Genomic DNA, 19,391 nt, shown 5'->3' on the forward strand with positions numbered 1-19,391 from the left:
ATTGCTCCTCACATCTCTTTCAGCAGCTGGTCAGTTGGCCCACTTGGCCTTGAGCAGATTGATCCCCGGATACGGCTGCGCGACGACGCCCGTCAGCTTCTTGGGATCCCAGGCCGTCATCAGCTCGGTGTGCACGACCGGGTACAGGACCGCGTTCTCGGCGACGATGTCGATGTAGTCCTGCGTCATCTGCTTCTTCTTCGCGGGGTCCGCTTCCTCGGTGGCCCGGTCCATCAGCCTGAAGAGGTTCTTGGCCTCGGAGCTGGACGCCCACTTCGAGTACGTGGTCGACCACAGGTTCTGCGGCCCGTAGTTGTAATGCATGATCAGATCGGCGTCGAGCCCGAACTGATTGGGGTTGGATGCGGCCGCGACCACCTGGAAGTCCCGCTTCTGGTCCAGCTTGGTGAAGACCGCGGTGGTCTCCTGCGGTTCGAGCGTGGTCTCGACACCGATCGCGTCCCAGCCCTCCTTGATGGTGGGCAGACAGTCCACGAGCCAGCTGACGTTGACCGCCATCAGGTCGATCTTGAGGCCCGAGACGCCCGCTTCCTTGAGGAGCTTCTTGGCCTTCTCCGGGTCATACGCGTAGACCGTCTTGGCCGGGCGGTGCGAGGGGTTGTCCTCGTTGAGGAAGGACGTGGCCGGCTTGCCGTGTCCGCGCAGCGCGACCTCGACCATCTTCTCCTTGTCGATCGCGTAGTGCAGCGCCTGGCGCACCCGTACGTCGTCGAAGGGCTTGTGCTTGGTGTTGAACATCAGGAACAGGTTGTTCATCCCCGCCCCGCCCTCGACGGTGAGCCCGCCCTTGCCGAGCTGGTCGATATTGGCGTACGGGATGTTGTCGGCGATCTGCGCTCCGGCGCTCGCACCCGAGATCTTGGCGACGCGGGCGGCGGCGTCCACGATGGTCAGCCAGTTCATCTTCTTGAAGGCGGCCTTGCGCGGACCGTTGTAGTCGGCGAACGCCTCGAAGGTGGTGTTCGTCTTCGGCTGGTGCGAGGTCATCTTGTACGGACCCGAGCCGACGACCTTGGTGCCCTTCATCGCCTCGTCCCACGCGCCCGCCTTGCCGAACACGTGCTTCGGCATGATCTTCGCGAGCGTGAGCCGCGCGGCGCCGTCCGGGAAGGGGAACTTGAGGTGCAGTTCGACGCTCTTCTCGTCGACCTTCCTGACCTCTTTCAGCCAGCTCGCGAAGAAGCCCTTGGCCAGGGTCGCGGTGTCCGGGTCGAGGATGCGGTCGAAGACGAACACCACGTCGTCGGCGGTGACCGGCTTGCCGTCATGCCACTTGGCGCCCTCGCGCAGCGTGAACTTCCAGGTGGTGGCGTTCAGATCGGCCGGTACCTCGGTGGCGAGCGCCGCGTACGGCTCGCGGGTGATCGGGTCGGTGTCGAGCAGACCCTCGTACACGTGGTGGTTGCCCGCCATCGCGAACGCGGACGCGGTCTGCGTCGGGTCCCAACTGCCGTCGTTGCCGTAGCCGATGACCGCGGTGAGGGTGGTGTCGCCGCCCTTGCCGCCGCCGCCCGTCTCGTTGGTGGACTTCGGGCCGCCGGAGCAGGCGGAGAGGGTCGTGGTGATGGAGGCGGCCAGGCCAAGGGCGCCGGTGTACTTCAGGAAGGAGCGGCGCTGCAAGGCCGATCCCTGGGTCACGTCGCTCACGGTTCCTCCGGCGGTACGGGTAGGAGATCGGACGTCCTACGTCATCGGACTGGCGTGACCATAGGAGCGCCGTACGGGCCGGTCAAGAGCCCGCGCACAGATCGGCCGGATCGTCGGGACGACTCGGACATTGTCCAGAGGTCTAGACATCTCGCGGGCTCGTCGCATGCCAACTGACCTGCCATTTCTCGGATTTCAAAGAAAGTTGTCGCCTGAGGTGGGACGTGGGATGTCTTACGGGTCTAACCTGTCCGCCATGTCCGAGGACCTTGTGGGCCGCCGCCATGTCGGGGGCCAGATCCGGCGCGAGATCATGCAGTTGATACTCGACCGCCGGCTGCGCCCGGGGTCGCCGCTGCCGACCGAGTCCGAGCTGATGGATTCGCTCGGCGTGAGCCGCAACTCCGTACGCGAGGCGCTCAAGGCGCTGCAGGCCCTGGACATCGTGGAGATCAGACACGGCTACGGCACCTATGTCGGACAGGCCTCGCTGACCCCGCTCGTCGACGGCCTCACCTTCCGCACGCTCTCCCAGGTCGATGACGACACCCATGCGCTGGGGGAGATCCTCCAGGTCAGAGAGGTGCTGGAGGAGGGGCTCATCCGCCGCGTCGCGGAGACCCTCAGCGACGCCGAACTCGACAGCCTCGAGGCGATCATCGAGCGGATGGAGGAGAAGGGCCGGGCGGGCGAGGCCTTTCCCGAGATCGACCGCGAGTTCCACGAAGCGCTCTACACCTCCCTCGGCAACGAGCTGGTGCCCCAGCTGCTCGCCGCCTTCTGGAACGTCTTCCACCGCGTCGCGCGCGTGCGCGGCTGGGCCCGCGATCCCGCACCCGCCGTCACGGCCCGCCGCCACCGCGAGATCCTCACGGCGCTGCGGGCGCGGGACGTGACCCACGCCCAGCGCGCGATGGCGGACCACTTCCGCGGGATCGAGGCGCGGGCGTGGCAGGCGACGCTCGGGGTCAAGTAATGCTGCTCATCGATGACTTGGAGTCCTGGTGACGGACCGCACGGCCGATGTGAACCGCGTGAGCGACGCGGACCGCATATCCCACTTCCACGGCAGGCTCGGCTCGCTCGCGTACGGAGGGGACTACAACCCCGAGCAGTGGGGCCCCGAAGTGCACGCCGAGGACAGTGAGTTGATGCGCGAGGCCGGGGTGAACCTCGCGACCGTGGGAATCTTCTCCTGGGCCCGCGCGGAACCCGATCCCGGCCACTACGACTTCGACTGGCTCGACGGCCATCTCGACCGGCTGGCCGCGGACGGCGTCGCCGTCTGCCTCGCCACGATGACCGCGTCCCCGCCGCCGTGGCTGGCCCGTCTGCACCCGGAGACCCTGCCGGTGCTCGACGACGGCACCCTCCTCTACCCCGGCTCCCGCCAGCACTGGTGCCCTTCGAGCCCGGTCTTCCGTACGTACGCGGTCCGCCTGGTCGAACAGCTCGCCAAGCGGTACGCGCACCATCCGGCCCTCGCCCTGTGGCACATCGGCAACGAATACGGCTGCCACATCTCCCGCCACTGCCACTGCGAGGTCTCCACGGCCGCCTTCCGTACGTGGCTGCGCGAGCGCTACGGGAGCGTCGACGCGCTCAACGAGGCCTGGTCCACGACCTTCTGGTCCCAGCGCTACTCCGCCTTCGAAGAGATCCACACCCCGCGCACCGCCCCTTCCTTCCGCAACCCGGCACAGCAGCTGGACTACCGCCGCTTCTCCAGCGACGAGCTGCTCGCCTGCTACCTCGCCGAGAAGGAAGTCCTCGACCGCCTCACCCCTGGCATCCCCGTCACCACCAACTTCGTGCCCCTCGCACCCACCCTCGACCTCTTCCGCTGGGCCCGCGAGATGGACGTGGTCTCGTACGACTCGTATCCGGACCCGCACGACGCGAATGCCGCCCACGAGACGGCCTTCAACTACGACGTGATGCGCGGCCTGAAGAACGGCGACCCCTGGCTGCTCATGGAGCAGGCCCCCTCGGCGGTCAACTGGCGCCGCCGCAACGGCCGCAAGCAGGCCGGCCGGATGCGCCTGGACTCCTGGCAGGCGGTCGCGCACGGCGCGGATTCCGTCCTCTTCTTCCAGTGGCGCGCCTCGCGCGGCGGCGCCGAGAAGTTCCACTCGGCGATGGTGCCGCACGGCGGCCGCGACACCCGGATCTTCCGCGAGGTCGGCGCGCTGGGCACCGAACTGGCCGAGCACCCCGCCCTGTTGGGCTCCCGCCCCGAACGCGCCGAAGCCGCCCTCCTCTTCGACTGGCCCAACTGGTGGGCCCTGGAACAGGAAGCGCACCCGAGCGCGGACGTCCGCCTCCTGGACGGCGCCCGCGCCCTCCACAAGCCGCTGTACGACGCCTCGGTGGCCTGCGACGTGGTCCCGGCGGACGGCGACTTCTCCCCGTACAAGCTGCTGCTCGTCCCGCACCTGTACTCCCTGTCGGCCGAGACCGCCGACCGCATCACCTCCTTCGTACGCAGCGGAGGCACAGCGCTCGTCACGTACTTCTCCGGCATCACCGACGAACACGACCGCGTGTACCTCGGCGGCTACCCGGCCCCGTTGCGGGAGGTCCTCGGCCTGCACATCGACGAGTTCGACCCGCTCGCGGAGGGCGAGCGGATCGAACTCTCGTCGGGCGCGGGCGAGTTGTGGTCGGAGGACGTGATCTTGGAAGGAGCCCAGGCCGTCGAGACCTTCACGGACGGCCGCCCGGCGGTGACGCGGCACGCGTACGGCGAGGGCACGGCGTGGTACCTGGCCACCACTCCGGACCCGGCCACGCTGAGGGCCCTGATGGACCGCATCCGCAGGGAGAAGGCCATCACGCCCGCACTCCCCGACCTGCCCCAGGGCACCCAGGCCCGCACCCGCATCGCGGCGGACGGGACGCGGGTGCATGTGGTGTACGACTACGGGGCGGGGGAGATCGCGGTGAAGCGCGGATGAGACCGGCGGAACCCTTTACTTTCGTGAATGGATCTTCGTAGGGTGGCCCGGTCGTGATCGCGATCTAGGGGGGCGGGCGTGACCCGGGACGAGTGGGAACAGTCCGGAACTGACGCGGGTGCACGGGCGGATGGGATGCGCCTCAACGAGTTGGCGCCCGCACGGAGCGGAGGAGCGGCGGATCTGGCGTCCACGCCGGCGGAGAAGAAGGCCGCTGCTAACGCGATCGAGCTGCATCTCGAACCGGACACCAAGAAGGCCGGCAATGATGCCGAGGAGAAGACGAACGCGGCGGTGAAGGAGTTCGACGGCAAGGACGGCCGGGGCTGGGGCACATCCACCGCCCTGAAGAAGGCGCACGCCACCTGGGAGCGGCAGGTCAAGGCGCTGAGGGACCGGCTCGGCGCGGACAAGAGTGCACTGCGCAGCACGTCACTTCTGTTCCAGAACAACGACATCGGCATCGGAGTGCGGGTTCACCGGTCCTCGAACCTCGACCACCTCTGAGAGCGCGACGCCGAGCCAGCCACCGACGACTTCCACGGGGGAAGACGACGTGCCGACGTATCACGAAGCGATGACCACCGACCTGTCCACGCTGACCTACGCTGCGGACAAGTGGGACGCCATGGCAGGGGAGTTCAGGAAACTCAAGACCGCCTATGAGCGGGACGTGGCGAAGATATCCCTCGGCCAGAGCTGGCAAGGGCTGGCGGCGACCGCGGCCAACGATCGCTTCAAGGTCACCCTCCGCGAGTACCAGGGGGCCGAGAAGGAGGCCAAAGCCATCGCGGCTCTGCTGCGCGACGCGCACGGCCAGTTCACCGAACTGCGCGGCAAACTGAAAGCGGTTCGAGCCGACGCCGTCAAGGCAGGCATGGCGGTGTCCGAGCAGGGCTACGTCTCCTTCGACACCGAGAAGCTCGACGCGGGCAGCCGCAATGCCTACCACCACGACCCCGACTACCAGGCCTCCGTCCGTAAGGCGGTGGGCGAGTGGAACGAAGCCGTCGCGGCGGCGGTGACGGCGATCAGCGACGCGGACGAAGGCGTGAGGATCGCCCTGGAGGCGGTGGTCGTCGACGGGGACGCCCGGGACGGCACCTTCAACGGTTTCAACCGTGAGGCGAAGTCGGACATCGAGCAGTACGAGGCCGATCGCGCGGCGGACATCGCCACCCGCGTCAACGGGGGCGAGAAGGTTTCCACGGCGGAGATGGCCGAACTCAAGCGAACCTTCCGCGACAACTCCGACGACCCGGCGTTCTCACGGACGCTCCTCAACACCCTTGGCGCATCAGGCACATTGAAACTCACGAACCGGCTCAGTGAGGTCGCGCACTTCGAGGACAAGGGGCGCAAGCAGGACTACCTGGGGCTTCAGAAGGGTCTCGCCATGACCCTCGCCACGGCGACCAAGGATCCTGATTCCAGGTTCTACAAGGACTTCCGGGCCGATATGCGGAAGGCGGGAGTCGAACAGTTCAAGGTGGACGGACTGAGCCCGATCCCGGACGAGCAGGTCCGTGGTTATCAGAGCCTGGTCACGCTGATGCAGCAAGGGAGCGGCTATTCCGGGCAGTTCCTCGAGGACACCGCCGACGACATCCGCAAGGCGGAGGAGTCGCACTTCCGTAAAGGCAACCTCGAATCCGTCTGGGCCCTCCGGGACGACTTCGACGGAAAGGACCGTGGCTGGTTCGCCAACGATCCGCTCGACGGAGTTCTCGGCATCATGTCCCAGGATCCGAAAACCAGTACCGCCTACCTGGACCCGGACCGGAATGACAACCTCAAGTACCTCTTGCACGAGCGGGACTGGGGCACCGTCATCGACCATTTCGCCACCCCGCCGGGCGGCACCACGACCGGCATGCCGGTCATGGCCGAGGACGGCGATGTCCGCACGGGGTTCGGTGCCGCCCTCGAGGCCGCCACCACGGGAGAAGCGCCGGGCAGCTACCACGCGGTCGCTCAGCACACCGAGCCACAGGCTCGCATCCTGCAGGAGACCATCAACACACTGGCCGTGGACAAGCACGCGGAAAAACTGCCGGCCAACCTGACGCAGCCCTTGGCGCATGTACTGACGTCGTACACGCCCGACACACACGAGATCTACGCCGCCTCGGAATCCAAGTACGACATCCCGTTGGACAGTTCGGGCAACGTCTGGAGCGACAAGGACGGCGCTCACATGGCGGTGGGGCATGACCGTCTCGCCGCTGTCATGCGAGGAATCGCCGATGATCCGGAGGCCTTCGGTCGCCTCTATGGGGCCGAACAGCAGTATGCACATGACGTTCTGGAACGGATTCCCCAGGACGCCGGCATGACGACGATCGAGAACCGCATCATCGAGTCCTCACGCGCCATCGGCGCCTATGACGGCATTCGGTCGGACATCATCTTCGACGAGCGGTTCAAGAAAACCCAGTGGGCCGCGGACTTCAACCAGGGCGTCAGCACCGGATTCGGCACCGCGATGCTCTTCAACCCGACCAGCACAGGCCCTGCGGGTGACCTCACTTCGAAGATGCTCGACGTGTGGATCTACGAATCCAACAAGGAACACACCGCCGAGGCGAATCTCGAGGCCACCAGAGAGAACGCCAAGACCTACGACGCGGGGATGCGTGATGTGAACAACATGGTCAGGGCATGGGGCGACAGCCGTGGGCACGGCATCGACAGCGACTGGACGAAGTCGCTGCTCTACGCAGGGCAGGACCAGTACGACTGGGGTCGTGACCACACGCTCAACACCCTTCGCGCAGACCGCTGACGCAGACAGAAAGCGCACCCGAGAGAATGACGACGATGCACACCGACCCCACGCCCCGGCGGATACGCGCTTGGTGGTGCGCGCTCGCGGTGGTCGTGACCCTGGGGGTCGTGGCCTTCCTGCTCTACAGCACCGGTACGTACGACTCTTGGCGCGACGGCCGTTCGCTGGACCGGGCCTGCGACGGCACGCTGGCTCAGGACGGGCTGGCCGCCGCGATCGGCTCCTCCCGGCTGAAGGCCGAGCCGGACGACGGCAGTTCCCTGGCGCAGTGCTTCGTGAAGACATCCCCCACCGGAACGGGGCGCGCGGTGCAGGTCACCCTGCGCTGGAGCACGACAGGGGCTCCTTCGGGCGCATCGGTCTGGTACGACACCGTTGGCAACGGCGTGGACGCGCAGGCCGCGCCGCTCGGTCAGGGCTGGTCCGGTGTCGTGCGGCGGGACGGCACCTGGCAGGTCATGGTCTCCCTCGACTGTGTGAACCAGAAAAGCAAGGCGCTGGTCGCCTACGGGGATCTGTACGGAACGTCGGACGGTACCGCGCTGACCGGACTCGGCCGGGTCACCACGGAGACCGCACGGAAGGCCGCCGACAAGTACGGATGCCGGGTCGACGCGGGAAAGCCGCTCGCGAAGGTGCCCACGGCTCAACTCGGCAAGCCGGACACGGCCAAGCCGCTGAGCGAGGCCCGGGGATCCTGCGCGGCCTTGCGGGGTACGAGGGCCGCGCAGAGTGGCACGCCGCAGATCATGGAGTACCCGCTCGACGCCGACGCACCGCAGACCAACTGCTACCTGGTCACGAAGGATCACAAACCGGGGTACGGCCTGTACGCGTACTACGGTGCTGCCGCCAAGGACTTCCAGTCGGCGGGACCGGACTCCGGCGGCAACGAGCGCGTCTGGGCGACTGCCGACTGCCCCCGTTCCGCACAGGAGGCGATCTTCGTGCTCTACCGCCTCTACGACAGGGACACCGACTCCTTCCCGGCCGCCCGCTACTCGACCGAGGTCGCCACATCGGTGCTCAAGGCCTTCGCCGACCGTGAAGCGCAACTGCGCGGCTGCTCCGACGTCCGCGTGATCTCCGGGAAAGCCTGACCGCCGTCCCGGCCCGCACTGTCACCCCCGTAAGCGACAATGGACGTCATGAGTCTGTTCCGTGATGACGGCGTCGTGCTGCGCACCCAGAAGCTGGGTGAGGCCGACCGCATCATCACGCTCCTCACCCGCGGGCACGGACGCGTACGGGCCGTGGCCCGCGGAGTGCGCCGCACCAAGTCCAAGTTCGGCGCCCGGCTGGAGCCGTTCTCGCACGTCGACGTGCAGTTCTTCGCGCGCGGCAGCGAACTCATCGGCCGCGGACTGCCGTTGTGCACACAGAGTGAGACCATCGCTCCGTACGGTAGCGGGATCGTCGCGGACTACGCCCGCTACACCGCGGGCACCGCGATGCTGGAGACGGCGGAACGGTTCACGGACCACGAGGGCGAACCGGCCGTCCAGCAGTACCTGCTCCTGGTCGGCGGCCTGCGCACCCTCGCGGCGGGTGAGCACGCGCCGAACCTGATCCTCGACGCGTTCCTGCTCCGCTCCCTCGCCGTCAACGGCTATGCGCCCAGCTTCGACACCTGCGCGAAGTGCGGCATGCCGGGACCCAACCGGTTCTTCTCCGTCGGCGCCGGCGGAGTCGTCTGCGCGGAGTGCCGCGTACCGGGAAGTGTCGTACCGTCTGCGGAGGCCATCGCCCTGCTCGGCGCGCTGCTCACCGGAGACTGGGAGACGGCGGACGCCAGCGAGGCGAGGCATGTCAGGGAGGGCAGCGGCCTGGTGTCGGCCTATCTGCACTGGCACATGGAGCGCGGACTGCGCTCGCTGCGTTATGTAGAGAAGAGCTAGGGGAGCGAGAAGCACATGGCACGACGCGGGATCCTGGGCCGTAACCGTCGCGAGTACGTCACGCCCGAACCGCATCCGTCGGGCGCGCGGCCGCCGAAGCTGCCCGGTGAGCTGGTCCCCGGCCATGTGGCGATCGTCATGGACGGCAACGGCCGCTGGGCCAAGGAGCGCGGACTGCCGCGCACCGAGGGCCACAAGGTCGGTGCGGAGCGGGTGCTCGACGTGCTCCAGGGCGCGATCGAGCTGGGCGTCGGCAGCATCTCCCTGTACGCCTTCTCTACGGAGAACTGGAAGCGCTCGCCCGACGAGGTCCGCTTCCTGATGAACTTCAACCGCGACTTCATCCGCAAGACCCGCGACCAGCTCGATGAGTTGGGCGTACGCGTGCGGTGGGTGGGCCGGATGCCCAAGCTGTGGAAGTCGGTCGCCAGGGAGCTGGAGATCTCCCAGGAGCAGACGGTCGACAACGACAAGCTGACGCTCTACTTCTGCATGAACTACGGGGGCCGCGCGGAGATCGCGGACGCGGCGCAGGCGCTGGCCGAGGACATCCGCTCGGGCCGCCTCGACCCGTCGAAGGTCAACGAGAAGACCTTCGCGAAGTACCTTTACTACCCGGACATGCCGGACGTGGACCTCTTCCTGCGCCCGAGCGGCGAGCAGCGCACGTCCAACTACCTGCTCTGGCAGAGCGCGTACGCGGAGATGGTCTTCCAGGACGTCCTGTGGCCCGACTTCGACCGCCGCGACCTGTGGCGCGCCTGCGTCGAATACGCCTCCCGCGACCGGCGGTTCGGCGGCGCGACGCCCAACGAGGTGCTGTTGTCGCTGGAGAGCGGCAAGCCCCTCGGCTGAGCCGCACGCTAGGGTCCCGCCCATGACTGATCAGGGGCGGGACACGGCAGTCGGTGCCGTGGAGTTGGCATATCGGCCACGGCGCGGGGACATAGTGGCGGGCATCGCGGTGCGGGACCGCAAACGCGGACTCGTCTTCGTACGGTGGGGCTTCGCGCTGCTGTTCGCGGTCCTGGGGGTGGGGACTCTCGTCGCGTACGAGTCCTCGGCCGTCTCCGCGGGCCTCGCCTTCCTCTGCGCGGCGCTGATCTGGGCCCTTCCGCATCTGCAGGCCCACCAGGTGATCCGTGCCGTGCAGTGGCAGGGCGAATACCGCACCAAGGTCTCGGCCGACGGCATCACGACGGCGTCCGACCACTGTGTGCTGACCCAGTTCTGGACGACGTTCCGCGGCTACCGCGAGACCCGCGACCACTTCGTGCTGCTCAGCCGCGACCGCAACATCCTGTGCGTGGAGGTCCTGCCCAAGCGGGCCCTGTCGGCACCCCATGACGCGGACCGGGTCCGCGCGCTGCTCGACCGGCACAGCACCCGCGTGTGACCGGGCTCACCCGAAACCGAACCCGAACCCGAACCCGAACCTGACGCCGGGCGTCAGCCCTTCGCCGACGCCGCGCACTCCGCGCACGTGCCGAAGATCTCCACCGTGTGGGCCACGTTCACGAAGCCGTGTTCCGAGGCGATGGCCTCGGCCCACTTCTCGACCGCGGGGCCCTCGACCTCGACCGCCTTGCCGCAGATCCGGCAGACCAAGTGGTGATGGTGGTCGCCGGTCGAGCAGCGGCGGTAGACGGACTCGCCGTCGCCGGTGCGCAGGACGTCCACCTCGCCGGCGTCGGCGAGGGACTGCAGCGTGCGGTAGACCGTGGTCAGGCCCACCGACTCACCGCGATGCTTCAGCATGTCGTGGAGGTCCTGGGCGCTGCGGAACTCGTCCACCTCGTCCAAAGCCGCCGCCACGGCGGCGCGCTGCCGGGTCGACCGGCCGCGTACGGGCGCTGTCACAGGGGCCTCCTCACGAATGCTCCGGGCCATTGTGCCAGGTTGTGCCGTCACCTAAGGCATGCCTTAGGTGACGGGGTCCGACGCACGGCTCGTTTCAGACCTTCACCTCGTCGCCGGCACGAGCCTCGGGCACCCGCAGCGTGCACGCGGCCTCCGCCTCCTCCGCGGCCTGCAGCGCACGGGCCCGGCGCCGCGCGAGCGGTGTCGCGAGCGCCGTCAGGACGACGAAGACACCGATCGCCATCAAAACGATCGTCGCGCCCGGCGGTACGTCCTGGTAGTAGGACGTGACGGTTCCGGAGAGCGTCACGGCCGTACCGATCGCCACCGCGAGCACGAACGTCACCTTGAACGAGCGGGTGATCTGCTGGGCCGCCGCGACCGGCACCACCATCAGGGCGCTCACCAGGAGCAGCCCCACGACGCGCATCGCGACCGTCACGGTCACCGCCGCGGTCACCGCGATCAGCAGGTTCAGGACGCGTACGGGAAGACCCGTGACCCGGGCGAACTCCTCGTCCTGGCTGATCGCGAACAGCTGCCGCCGCAAGCCCACGGTCACCAGGACGACGAACGCGGCGAGCAGCACGATCGCCGTCACATCCGCGTCCGACACGGAGGAGAGCGAGCCGAAGAGGAACGACGTGAGGTTCGCGTTGGAGCCCGCGTCGGACAGGTTGATCAGCATCACACCGCCCGCCATACCGCCGTAGAACAGCATGGCCAGGGCGATGTCGCCGCGCGTCTTGCCGTACCAGCGGATGAGCTCCATCACGACGGCGCCGACGACGGAGACCAGCGTCGCCATCCAGATCGGGTTGGTGGAGAGCAGGAAGCCGAGACCGACGCCGGTCATCGCGACATGGCCGATGCCGTCGCCCATCAGGGCCTGACGGCGCTGCACCAGGTAGATACCGATCGCGGGCGCGGTGATGCCGACGAGCACCGCGGCGATCAGCGCGCGCTGCATGAAGGGGTTCTGGAGGAGTTCCATCATCAGGTCAGCAGTCCCGTGCGGATCGGCTCGTTCGCCGAGTGCGGATGTACGTGGTCATGGCCGGGCAGCGCATGCTGGCCGACGGCCTTCGGGGGCGGCCCGTCGTGGACGCAGCAGCCGTCGCGCAGCACCACCGCGCGGTCGATCAGCGGCTCCAGGGGGCCGAGTTCATGCAGGACGAGCAGGACGGTCGCACCGCGCTCCACCTGGGCGCGCAGGGTCGTCGCGAGGATCTCCTGGCTGGCGATGTCCACCCCGGCCATCGGCTCGTCCATGATCAGCAGCTCGGGGTCGGCGGCGAGCGCCCGGGCGATCAGGACGCGCTGGTGCTGGCCGCCGGAGAGCGCGTTCACCGAGTCCTTGGCGCGGTCGGCGAGCCCGACGAGCTCGATGGCCCCGTCGACCGCGGCCCGGTCCGCCTTCGAGGGCAGCCGGAACTTCGAACGGGACAGGCGGCCCGACGCGACGACCTCGCGCACCGTGGCCGGCACGCCCGAGGAGGCGGTGGTGCGCTGCGGCACGTAGCCGACCCGGCCCCAGTCCTTGAAGCGCTTGAGCGGCTTGCCGAACAGCTCGACCGAGCCGCCCGACAACGGCACCTGGCCGATGACGGAGCGTACGGCCGTGGACTTGCCCGAACCGTTGGCGCCGAGCAGCGCGACGACCTCACCGCGGTGCACGGTGAGGTCGATCCCGCGCAGCACGGGGCGCGAGCCGAGCGTGGCCTGGGCCTCGCGCAGGGATATGACGGGATCCATGGCTGCTCGCGCCTCCGGTCCTTGCATGGGTACGTGACTTACTTGGCGCCGAGCGCGGACTTCAGCGCGGTGAGGTTGGACTGCATGACCTCGAGGTAGTCAGCGCCCTTGGACTTGTCGGTAATTCCCTCGAGCGGGTCGAGGACGTCGGTCTTCAGACCGGTGTCCTTCGCGAGGGTCTTCGCCGTCTTGTCGCTGGCGAGCGTCTCGAAGAAGATCGTCGACACCTTGTCGTGCTCGGCGGTCTCCTGCAGCTCCTTGATCCGCGCCGGGCTGGGCTCGGCCTCGGGGCTCAGACCGGAGATGGCCTCCTGGTCCAGGCCGTAGCGCTCGGCGAGGTAGCCGAAGGCGGCGTGCGTGGTGATGAAGGTCTTGGTCCCGGTGTTCTTCAGACCGTCCGCGAAGTCCTTGTTCAGGGCGTCGAGCTTGCCGACCAGCTCTTCGGTGTTCTTCTTGTAGTCGGCCGCGTGGTCCGGGTCGGCCTTCGCGAGCGCGTCGCCGACACCGTTGGCGACCTCGGCGTACTTCACCGGGTCGAGCCAGATGTGCGGGTCCTCGCCGGCCTCGGTCTCGTGCGAGTGGCCCTCTTCCGCGTGGCCTTCCTCGCCTTCGTGACCGGCCTCGCCCTCGTGGCCCTCTTCGCCGCCGTGGTCGTGGCCCTCGTGGTCCTCGGAGGAGCCGTGCGCCTCCAGCTTGGTGAGGGTGGCGGCGTCGACGACGGTCTTCACGCCGGACTGGCCGATGGCCTTGTCGACGGCGGGCTGCAGATCCTTCAGGTAGAGGATCATGTCGGCGTTGCCGAGCTCGACGGTCTGCTTCGGGCTGAGCTCGAGGTCGTGCGGCTCGACGCCCGGCTTGGTCAGGGTGTCCACGTTCACGTGCTCGCCGCCGATCTGCTCGGCGAGGTACTGCATCGGGTAGAACGACGCCACCACGTCGAGCTTTCCGTTGCTCTTGCCGTCGGCCGCGTTCGAGCTGCCGCAGGCGGAGAGCGCGAGCAGGGCGGCGCTGGTGGCGCCGGCGATCGCGGCGGTGGATATCAGACGGGAGGGGCGTCGTACGTTCATGACACTCATTTTCAACAAAACTGGAAACGATTGTCAACAAGCCGAAGGTCCCTTGCATGCGGAAATGCCCCCCCGAACCGATTTGATCCGGGACCGGTCGCCGCCGGTAACCTGAGGCATTCGCTCCCGGAGCGCGTATCCAGCGCGCTCTTCGCCGTCGTACTGAAGAGAGCACCGTGGCCGCCGACAAGATCGACACCATCGTCAGCCTCAGCAAGCGCCGTGGCTTCGTTTTCCCCTGCAGTGAGATCTACGGCGGTCAGCGGGCCGCCTGGGACTACGGGCACCTGGGCGTCGAGCTCAAGGAGAACATCAAGCGCCAGTGGTGGCGCTACATGGTCACCTCCCGCGAGGACGTGGTCGGTATCGACTCCTCGGTGATCCTGGCGAGCGAGGTCTGGGAGGCCTCCGGTCACGTCGCCACCTTCTCCGACCCGCTCACCGAGTGCACCTCGTGCCACAAGCGCTACCGCGCGGACCACCTCGAAGAGGCGTACGAGGAGAAGAAGGGCCGCGCCCCGGAGAACGGTCTCGCGGACATCAACTGCCCCAACTGCGGCACCAAGGGCCAGTTCACCGAGCCCAAGCAGTTCTCCGGCCTGCTCTCCACGCACCTCGGCCCGACCCAGGACAGCGGCTCCGTCGCGTACCTGCGTCCCGAGACCGCGCAGGGCATCTTCACCAACTTCGCCCAGGTGCAGACGACCGCGCGCAAGAAGCCGCCGTTCGGTATCGCGCAGCAGGGCAAGTCCTTCCGCAACGAGATCACGCCCGGCAACTTCATCTTCCGCACCCGCGAGTTCGAGCAGATGGAGATGGAGTTCTTCGTCAAGCCGGGCGAGGACGAGAAGTGGCAGGAGTACTGGATGGAGCAGCGCTGGAACTGGTACACCGGTCTCGGCCTGCGCGAGGAGAACATGCGGTGGTACGAGCACCCGCAGGAGAAGCTCTCCCACTACTCCAAGCGCACCGCTGACATCGAGTACCGCTTCCAGTTCGGCGGCTCGGAGTGGGGCGAGCTCGAAGGCGTCGCCAACCGCACCGACTTCGACCTCTCGGCGCACTCCAAGGCCTCCGGCCAGGACCTGGTCTACTTCGACCAGGAGGCCGGCGAGAAGTACACCCCGTACGTCATCGAGCCCGCGGCCGGTGTCGGCCGCACCATGCTCGCCTTCATGCTCGACTCGTACTTCGAGGACGAGGCGCCCAACGCCAAGGGCAAGATGGAGAAGCGCACGGTCATGCGCTTCGACCACCGCCTCGCCCCGGTGAAGGTCGCGGTGCTCCCGCTGTCCCGCAACCCGGAGCTGTCGCCGAAGGCCAAGGGTCTGGCGCAGGCGCTGCGTGCCAACTGGAACATCGACTTCGACGACGCCGGCGCCATCGGCCGCCGCTACCGCCGTCAGGACGAGATCGGCACGCCGTACTGCGTCACCGTCGACTTCGACACCCTCGACGACAACGCGGTCACCGTGCGCGAGCGCGACTCGATGAAGCAGGAGCGCGTCTCGCTCGACCAGATCGAGGGCTACCTGGCCCAGCGTCTGGTCGGCTGCTGATCCCTTCGCCCGTACGGATACCCCCGGCGCCCTTTCGAGGAGGCCGGGGGTATTCGTGTCTGCGGGCCCAACTGACGCCAATCCCTTGGGAGTACGGCTCCGAAGCACCCGTATGCGGACCGCAGGGCGCGGTCCGTGACATCAGGTACTTCGGCCACGGGGGCGTACATGCGCAAGCAGACCATCATCGGGATCATGACCATCGGGCTCGCGCTCGGGACCGTCGGAGCGGTCGGGGCGGGCGCGGTCGGGGGCTCGCCGTCCTCGTCGGACGGTGCGGCCATCGGCAAGCAGACCGCGGTCCAGGCGCTCGGCGTCCCGGGCCCGCGGGCCGTCGGGCTCACGGCCGACCAGCGCCTGGTCACCTTCCGTACCGACCAGCCCGGCAAGACCGTCCCGCTCGGAAAGGTCGACGGGCTCGAAGGCGACACGGCCCTGATCGGTATCGACTACCGCGTACAGGACAAGAAGCTCTACGGCGTCGGCGACCGCGGCGGGATCTACACCCTGCGCGAGATCGGCGCGAAGGCGCAGAAGGTCTCCCAGCTCACCGTCGCGCTGCAGGGCGAGAACTTCGGCGTCGACTTCAACCCGGCCGCCAACCGGCTCCGGGTCATCAGCGACACCGGCCAGAACCTGCGGCACAACCTCGACGACCCGGCCGGTGCGCCCGCCGCCGGGTCCACGGCCGTCGACGGAACGCTCACCAACCCGACTCCGCCCGGCGGCACGGCACTTGGGGTGACCGCGGCCGCGTACACCAACAACGACCTGGACGCGGCGACCGGGACGACCCTCTTCGATCTGGACACCGCCGCCGACCAGATCGCGATCCAGTCCCCGACCAACAACGGCAACCTGGCGCCGACCGGCAAGCTCGGCGTGGACGCGGCCGCGGTCTCGGGCTTCGACATCCTCAGCGCGCAGGGCTCGGGGGGCAACACCGGATATGCCGTCACTCAGAACAAGGTGTTCCGCGTCAACCTGCTGACAGGGAAGGCGAGTTCACTGGGGAGTCTGCCGGGCGCCCGGCAGGTCGTCGACCTGGCACTCCCGTTGGGCCAGTAGGCAACGACTGGTGAACATCCCCTGCGGCAGGCCCCGTTGATGTTGTGGATGCTGCACACTGGGCGGCGCTCATTGCCACCAGTGTCGGATGTGCCAGGAGGCACGGATGCCGTCCATGACCACCAGCAAGGTCAGCCGCTGGGACCAGCACGGCCGTGAACACACCGTCCAGGTCAGCAAGTCGGGGGTGCAGCGCGTTCTCGTGTGCGGCACCTGCGGCTGGCGTCGCAGCGCCCAGTTCCTGCCCTGGCTCAAGGCCGAGGAGCACCTGGCCGAGGAGCATCAGGCGACGGTGGACCCCTCGGACAGCTGAGCTCCGCGGCTGTACGGGCGTGGGCGGCCAGGCCCGATGAGGACCTGGCCGCCCGCATCCGTACGGCCGGAACGTCGGCGCGCTGCACGCCCGTGGACGGGCCGGAACGCCGGCGCGCTCACACCCGCAGACGGGAACGCTAGCGCGCGACCTTCGCGAGCAGGTTCCGCGCGTTGGACGCGTCGCCGGCGAGACGGGCGTGCTCGGCGCCGGCGATGAGCTCCGCCCAGTCTGCGGGCGCCGTGCCCGCGAGGACCGCCGCCTGTGCCCGGTCGAGGGCCTGGGCGTCCCGGTCACCGCCGTGACCCCCGGTGCGCAGACCCCAGCCGAAGGGGTACTGCGGCCGGTAGTTCGCGTCACCGACGTTGATGGGCTCCTGGGCCGCGGTGGCCGGCCAGGTCACCGGAAGCCGCCCGGTGAACGGCTTCCTGCCGAAGAGCACATCCGCGACGCCCGCGCCCTCGCTGCCCGGCAGCCAGGAGGCCACCAAAGCGTCGATCCTGCCCCCGGGATCGGCCACGATCTGCGGACGCCCGGAGACCACCAGGACGACACAGGTGTCGACGGCGGCACAGACCTTGTCCACGACCGCCTGGTCCCCGGCCTGCAGCGTCAGCGACTTCTCCTCCTGCTGCGCCGGTGTGCACCAGCCGCACTCGGGCCCGCCGACGTCTCCATAGCCTTCGGCGTACGGGGTCTCCCCGACGACGACCACACCGACGTCCGCGCCCTGTGCGGGAGCGGAGCCGTCCGCGCTGTAGGTGACGTCCGCACGCGGGGCGACCTGGCGGATGCCGTCCAGGATCGTGTCGCCCGGGACGAGATCGCCGGACGCGCCCTGCCACGTGATCGTCCAGCCGCCCGCCTGGTTGCCGATGTCGTCGGCATTGCGCCCGGCCACGTAGATGCTGTCCTTGCCGGACAGCGGCAGCGCACCGCGTGAATTCTTCAGCAGCACCTGGGACTTGGCGACGGCCGAGCGGGCGAGGGAGCGGTGCTCACGGCTGCCGACCTCGTCCAGGTCATCGGCGGAGGCGTACGGGTTCTCGAACAGGCCGAGCTCGAACTTCTTGGTCAGGATGCGGCCCACGGCGTCGTCGATACGTGCCTGGGATACGCGGCCCGCGGCGGCCTCCGCGAGCAGCAGGTCCTGGAACTGCCGCGAGGTGTTGGGCTCCATGAACATGTCGATGCCGGCGTTCACGGCGGTGCGCACCTTGTACGCGGTCAGTCCGGTGTTCGCCGGATCGGCCGGGTCGGGTATCTGGTGGATGCCCTCCCAGTCGGAGATGACGAAACCGTCGAAGTCCATCCGGCCCTTGAGAGTGCCGGTCAGCAGATCACGGTGGGCGTGCATCTTGGTCGGGTTGCCGACGCCGTCCTCAGTCCAGTCGACGCTGGAGAACGAGGGCATGACGCTGCCGACGCCGTACCGGTCGAGCGCCGGGCCGTAGGGCGCGAGATGCAGCCGCTGGAAGTCGCGCTTGTTCGTGACGGTGATGCCCTGGTCGATCGTGTACTTCTGCTCCCACCAGGGCTTGCCCTCGTTCGCCTCCGCTGTCGCGGTGTCGAAGCGGGTGCCGCCGTCGCCGGCGAAGTGCTTGGCGGTGGCGAGGACTTCGTCGTCATCGAAGCCGCGGCCCTTGCCGCCGTCGCCCTGCAATCCTTCGACGGCGACGGCCATCTGTGAGACCAGCGCCGGGTCCTCGCCGAAGCTCTCGTAGCTGCGGCCCCAGCGCGCGTCGCGCGAGACGCACAGGCACGGGGCGAAGTTCCAGGGGATGCCGGTGGCCCGTACCTCCTCGGCGGTCGCGCGGTTGACCTGCTCCACCAGGCGCGGGTCGCGCGTGGCGCCCAGGCCGACGTTGTGCGGGAAGACGGTGGCGCCCTGCACGTTGCCGTGGCCGTGCACGGCGTCGATCCCGTACAGGAGCGGGATCTTGAGGCGGGTCTGAAGAGCCTGTTCCTGGAAGCCGTTGACCATCTCGACCCATGCGGCCGGGGTGTTCTCGGCCGGTGTGGAGCCGCCGCCCGAGAGCAGCGAGCCGAGCATCTGCGTCCTGACCAGCGTCGGGTCGTCGGCGACCGCGGCCCGCTCGGCCTGCGTCATCTGGCCGATCTTCTCCTCGAGCGTCATCCGCCCGAGGAGGTCGGCGACCCTGCGCTCGGTGGACTGCCGCGAGTCGAGGTAGGCGGGCGCGGGTGCGGCCTCCGGTGTCGCCGCCCACGCGGGCACCAGCGGTGCGAGCAGGGCGGCGAGCGACGCCGCCACCACAGAGATCCTGGACCGGGTACACGTGCGTCTTCTCATCCGCGGCTCCTTGCCGTCACGTGGAACGCGTGCACTGATGCCGTACGGCCTTCATTAGTTGAAGACTTGGCGCAAAGGGTGGGGCGCGGAGCGAGGGCCGCCCGTGCGGAAAGGGGGGCTTGCTCCCCAACTCGCTTATCTCACGGC

17 protein-coding genes are annotated in these 19,391 nt (G+C 68.4%); 11 read left to right on the forward strand and 6 right to left on the reverse strand.

All coding sequences use genetic code 11. The features are described from left to right. Positions 1 to 30: 30 nt before the first annotated feature. Positions 31 to 1,668: an ABC transporter substrate-binding protein gene (locus G6045_RS05525; protein ID WP_165330663.1), complete on the reverse strand. Its 1,638-nt coding sequence runs from the start codon at positions 1,666 to 1,668 to the stop codon at positions 31 to 33. Between the two features lie 256 nt (positions 1,669 to 1,924). Between G6045_RS05525 and G6045_RS05530 the strand changes: the two genes are divergently transcribed. The 8 genes from G6045_RS05530 to G6045_RS05565 all read left to right on the forward strand — a co-directional run bounded on the left by G6045_RS05530 (position 1,925) and on the right by G6045_RS05565 (position 10,707). Next, the gene (locus G6045_RS05530) at positions 1,925 to 2,644 is read left to right on the forward strand and encodes a FadR/GntR family transcriptional regulator (protein WP_165330664.1); all 720 of its coding nucleotides are present in this window, start codon (positions 1,925 to 1,927) and stop codon (positions 2,642 to 2,644) included. 28 nt (positions 2,645 to 2,672) lie between these two features. Continuing rightward, a complete protein-coding gene (locus tag G6045_RS05535) occupies positions 2,673 to 4,625 on the forward strand; it encodes a beta-galactosidase (RefSeq protein WP_328707659.1) in 1,953 nt (650 codons plus the stop codon). Between the two features lie 78 nt (positions 4,626 to 4,703). Next, on the forward strand, positions 4,704 to 5,132 hold the full coding sequence (locus G6045_RS05540; RefSeq protein ID WP_328707660.1) for a hypothetical protein: 429 nt from the start codon (positions 4,704 to 4,706) through the stop codon (positions 5,130 to 5,132). A 70-nt stretch (positions 5,133 to 5,202) separates the two neighbouring features. Continuing rightward, positions 5,203 to 7,410: a hypothetical protein gene (locus G6045_RS05545; protein WP_165330665.1), complete on the forward strand. Its 2,208-nt coding sequence runs from the start codon at positions 5,203 to 5,205 to the stop codon at positions 7,408 to 7,410. A gap of 35 nt (positions 7,411 to 7,445) precedes the next feature. Next, complete coding sequence (locus G6045_RS05550; protein ID WP_165330666.1) at positions 7,446 to 8,513, forward strand: hypothetical protein; 1,068 nt, start codon at positions 7,446 to 7,448, stop codon at positions 8,511 to 8,513. 48 nt (positions 8,514 to 8,561) lie between these two features. Next, a complete protein-coding gene (gene recO / locus G6045_RS05555) occupies positions 8,562 to 9,311 on the forward strand; it encodes a DNA repair protein RecO (RefSeq protein ID WP_165330667.1) in 750 nt (249 codons plus the stop codon). A 15-nt stretch (positions 9,312 to 9,326) separates the two neighbouring features. Then, entirely contained in the window at positions 9,327 to 10,166 is an 840-nt protein-coding gene (locus G6045_RS05560) for an isoprenyl transferase (RefSeq protein ID WP_165330668.1), read from the forward strand. A 22-nt stretch (positions 10,167 to 10,188) separates the two neighbouring features. After that, positions 10,189 to 10,707 (forward strand): YcxB family protein, encoded by a 519-nt coding sequence (locus G6045_RS05565; RefSeq protein WP_165330669.1) that lies wholly within the window; start codon positions 10,189 to 10,191, stop codon positions 10,705 to 10,707. 53 nt (positions 10,708 to 10,760) lie between these two features. Here the strand turns inward: G6045_RS05565 and G6045_RS05570 are convergent, their stop codons facing one another. The 4 genes from G6045_RS05570 to G6045_RS05585 form a co-directional block, all read right to left on the reverse strand. Further along, on the reverse strand, positions 10,761 to 11,201 hold the full coding sequence (locus G6045_RS05570; RefSeq protein ID WP_165330670.1) for a Fur family transcriptional regulator: 441 nt from the start codon (positions 11,199 to 11,201) through the stop codon (positions 10,761 to 10,763). A gap of 64 nt (positions 11,202 to 11,265) precedes the next feature. After that, positions 11,266 to 12,165 (reverse strand): metal ABC transporter permease, encoded by a 900-nt coding sequence (locus G6045_RS05575; RefSeq protein ID WP_165330708.1) that lies wholly within the window; start codon positions 12,163 to 12,165, stop codon positions 11,266 to 11,268. Between the two features lie 2 nt (positions 12,166 to 12,167). Next, the gene (locus G6045_RS05580) at positions 12,168 to 12,926 is read right to left on the reverse strand and encodes a metal ABC transporter ATP-binding protein (RefSeq protein ID WP_165330671.1); all 759 of its coding nucleotides are present in this window, start codon (positions 12,924 to 12,926) and stop codon (positions 12,168 to 12,170) included. Positions 12,927 to 12,964: 38 nt separating this feature from the next. Continuing rightward, a complete protein-coding gene (locus G6045_RS05585) occupies positions 12,965 to 13,993 on the reverse strand; it encodes a metal ABC transporter substrate-binding protein (protein WP_165330672.1) in 1,029 nt (342 codons plus the stop codon). A 176-nt stretch (positions 13,994 to 14,169) separates the two neighbouring features. Here G6045_RS05585 and G6045_RS05590 point away from each other — a divergent pair, with 176 nt between their 5' ends. The 3 genes from G6045_RS05590 (at position 14,170) to G6045_RS05600 (ending at position 16,933) form a co-directional block, all read left to right on the forward strand. Further along, positions 14,170 to 15,552, forward strand: a complete 1,383-nt coding sequence (locus G6045_RS05590; protein ID WP_165330673.1) for a glycine--tRNA ligase — start codon at positions 14,170 to 14,172, stop codon at positions 15,550 to 15,552. A gap of 168 nt (positions 15,553 to 15,720) precedes the next feature. Next, positions 15,721 to 16,620, forward strand: coding sequence for a DUF4394 domain-containing protein (locus G6045_RS05595; protein WP_165330674.1), 900 nt, complete (start codon positions 15,721 to 15,723; stop codon positions 16,618 to 16,620). A gap of 106 nt (positions 16,621 to 16,726) precedes the next feature. Continuing rightward, the gene (locus G6045_RS05600; protein WP_165330675.1) at positions 16,727 to 16,933 is read left to right on the forward strand and encodes a hypothetical protein; all 207 of its coding nucleotides are present in this window, start codon (positions 16,727 to 16,729) and stop codon (positions 16,931 to 16,933) included. A gap of 139 nt (positions 16,934 to 17,072) precedes the next feature. Here the strand turns inward: G6045_RS05600 and G6045_RS05605 are convergent, their stop codons facing one another. Further along, positions 17,073 to 19,244, reverse strand: coding sequence for a glycoside hydrolase family 3 protein (locus tag G6045_RS05605; protein ID WP_165330676.1), 2,172 nt, complete (start codon positions 19,242 to 19,244; stop codon positions 17,073 to 17,075). Positions 19,245 to 19,391 lie beyond the last annotated feature (147 nt).

This window comes from Streptomyces mesophilus (assembly GCF_011044995.1).
GTDB classification, from domain to species: Bacteria; Actinomycetota; Actinomycetes; order Streptomycetales; family Streptomycetaceae; genus Streptomyces; species Streptomyces mesophilus.

What these genes read in the sequence shown, in the direction of transcription:
- G6045_RS05530 (WP_165330664.1), top strand. Translation starts at nt 1,925, where the DNA reads ATGTCCGAGGACCTTGTGGGCCGCCGCCATGTCGGGGGCCAGATCCGG.
- G6045_RS05545 (WP_165330665.1), top strand. Translation starts at nt 5,203, where the DNA reads ATGACCACCGACCTGTCCACGCTGACCTACGCTGCGGACAAGTGGGAC.
- G6045_RS05550 (WP_165330666.1), top strand. Translation starts at nt 7,446, where the DNA reads ATGCACACCGACCCCACGCCCCGGCGGATACGCGCTTGGTGGTGCGCG.
- recO (WP_165330667.1), top strand. Translation starts at nt 8,562, where the DNA reads ATGAGTCTGTTCCGTGATGACGGCGTCGTGCTGCGCACCCAGAAGCTG.
- G6045_RS05560 (WP_165330668.1), top strand. Translation starts at nt 9,327, where the DNA reads ATGGCACGACGCGGGATCCTGGGCCGTAACCGTCGCGAGTACGTCACG.
- G6045_RS05565 (WP_165330669.1), top strand. Translation starts at nt 10,189, where the DNA reads ATGACTGATCAGGGGCGGGACACGGCAGTCGGTGCCGTGGAGTTGGCA.
- G6045_RS05570 (WP_165330670.1), bottom strand. Translation starts at nt 11,201, where the DNA reads ATGGCCCGGAGCATTCGTGAGGAGGCCCCTGTGACAGCGCCCGTACGC.
- G6045_RS05575 (WP_165330708.1), bottom strand. Translation starts at nt 12,165, where the DNA reads ATGGAACTCCTCCAGAACCCCTTCATGCAGCGCGCGCTGATCGCCGCG.
- G6045_RS05580 (WP_165330671.1), bottom strand. Translation starts at nt 12,926, where the DNA reads ATGGATCCCGTCATATCCCTGCGCGAGGCCCAGGCCACGCTCGGCTCG.
- G6045_RS05585 (WP_165330672.1), bottom strand. Translation starts at nt 13,993, where the DNA reads ATGAACGTACGACGCCCCTCCCGTCTGATATCCACCGCCGCGATCGCC.
- G6045_RS05595 (WP_165330674.1), top strand. Translation starts at nt 15,721, where the DNA reads ATGCGCAAGCAGACCATCATCGGGATCATGACCATCGGGCTCGCGCTC.
- G6045_RS05600 (WP_165330675.1), top strand. Translation starts at nt 16,727, where the DNA reads ATGCCGTCCATGACCACCAGCAAGGTCAGCCGCTGGGACCAGCACGGC.
- G6045_RS05605 (WP_165330676.1), bottom strand. Translation starts at nt 19,244, where the DNA reads ATGAGAAGACGCACGTGTACCCGGTCCAGGATCTCTGTGGTGGCGGCG.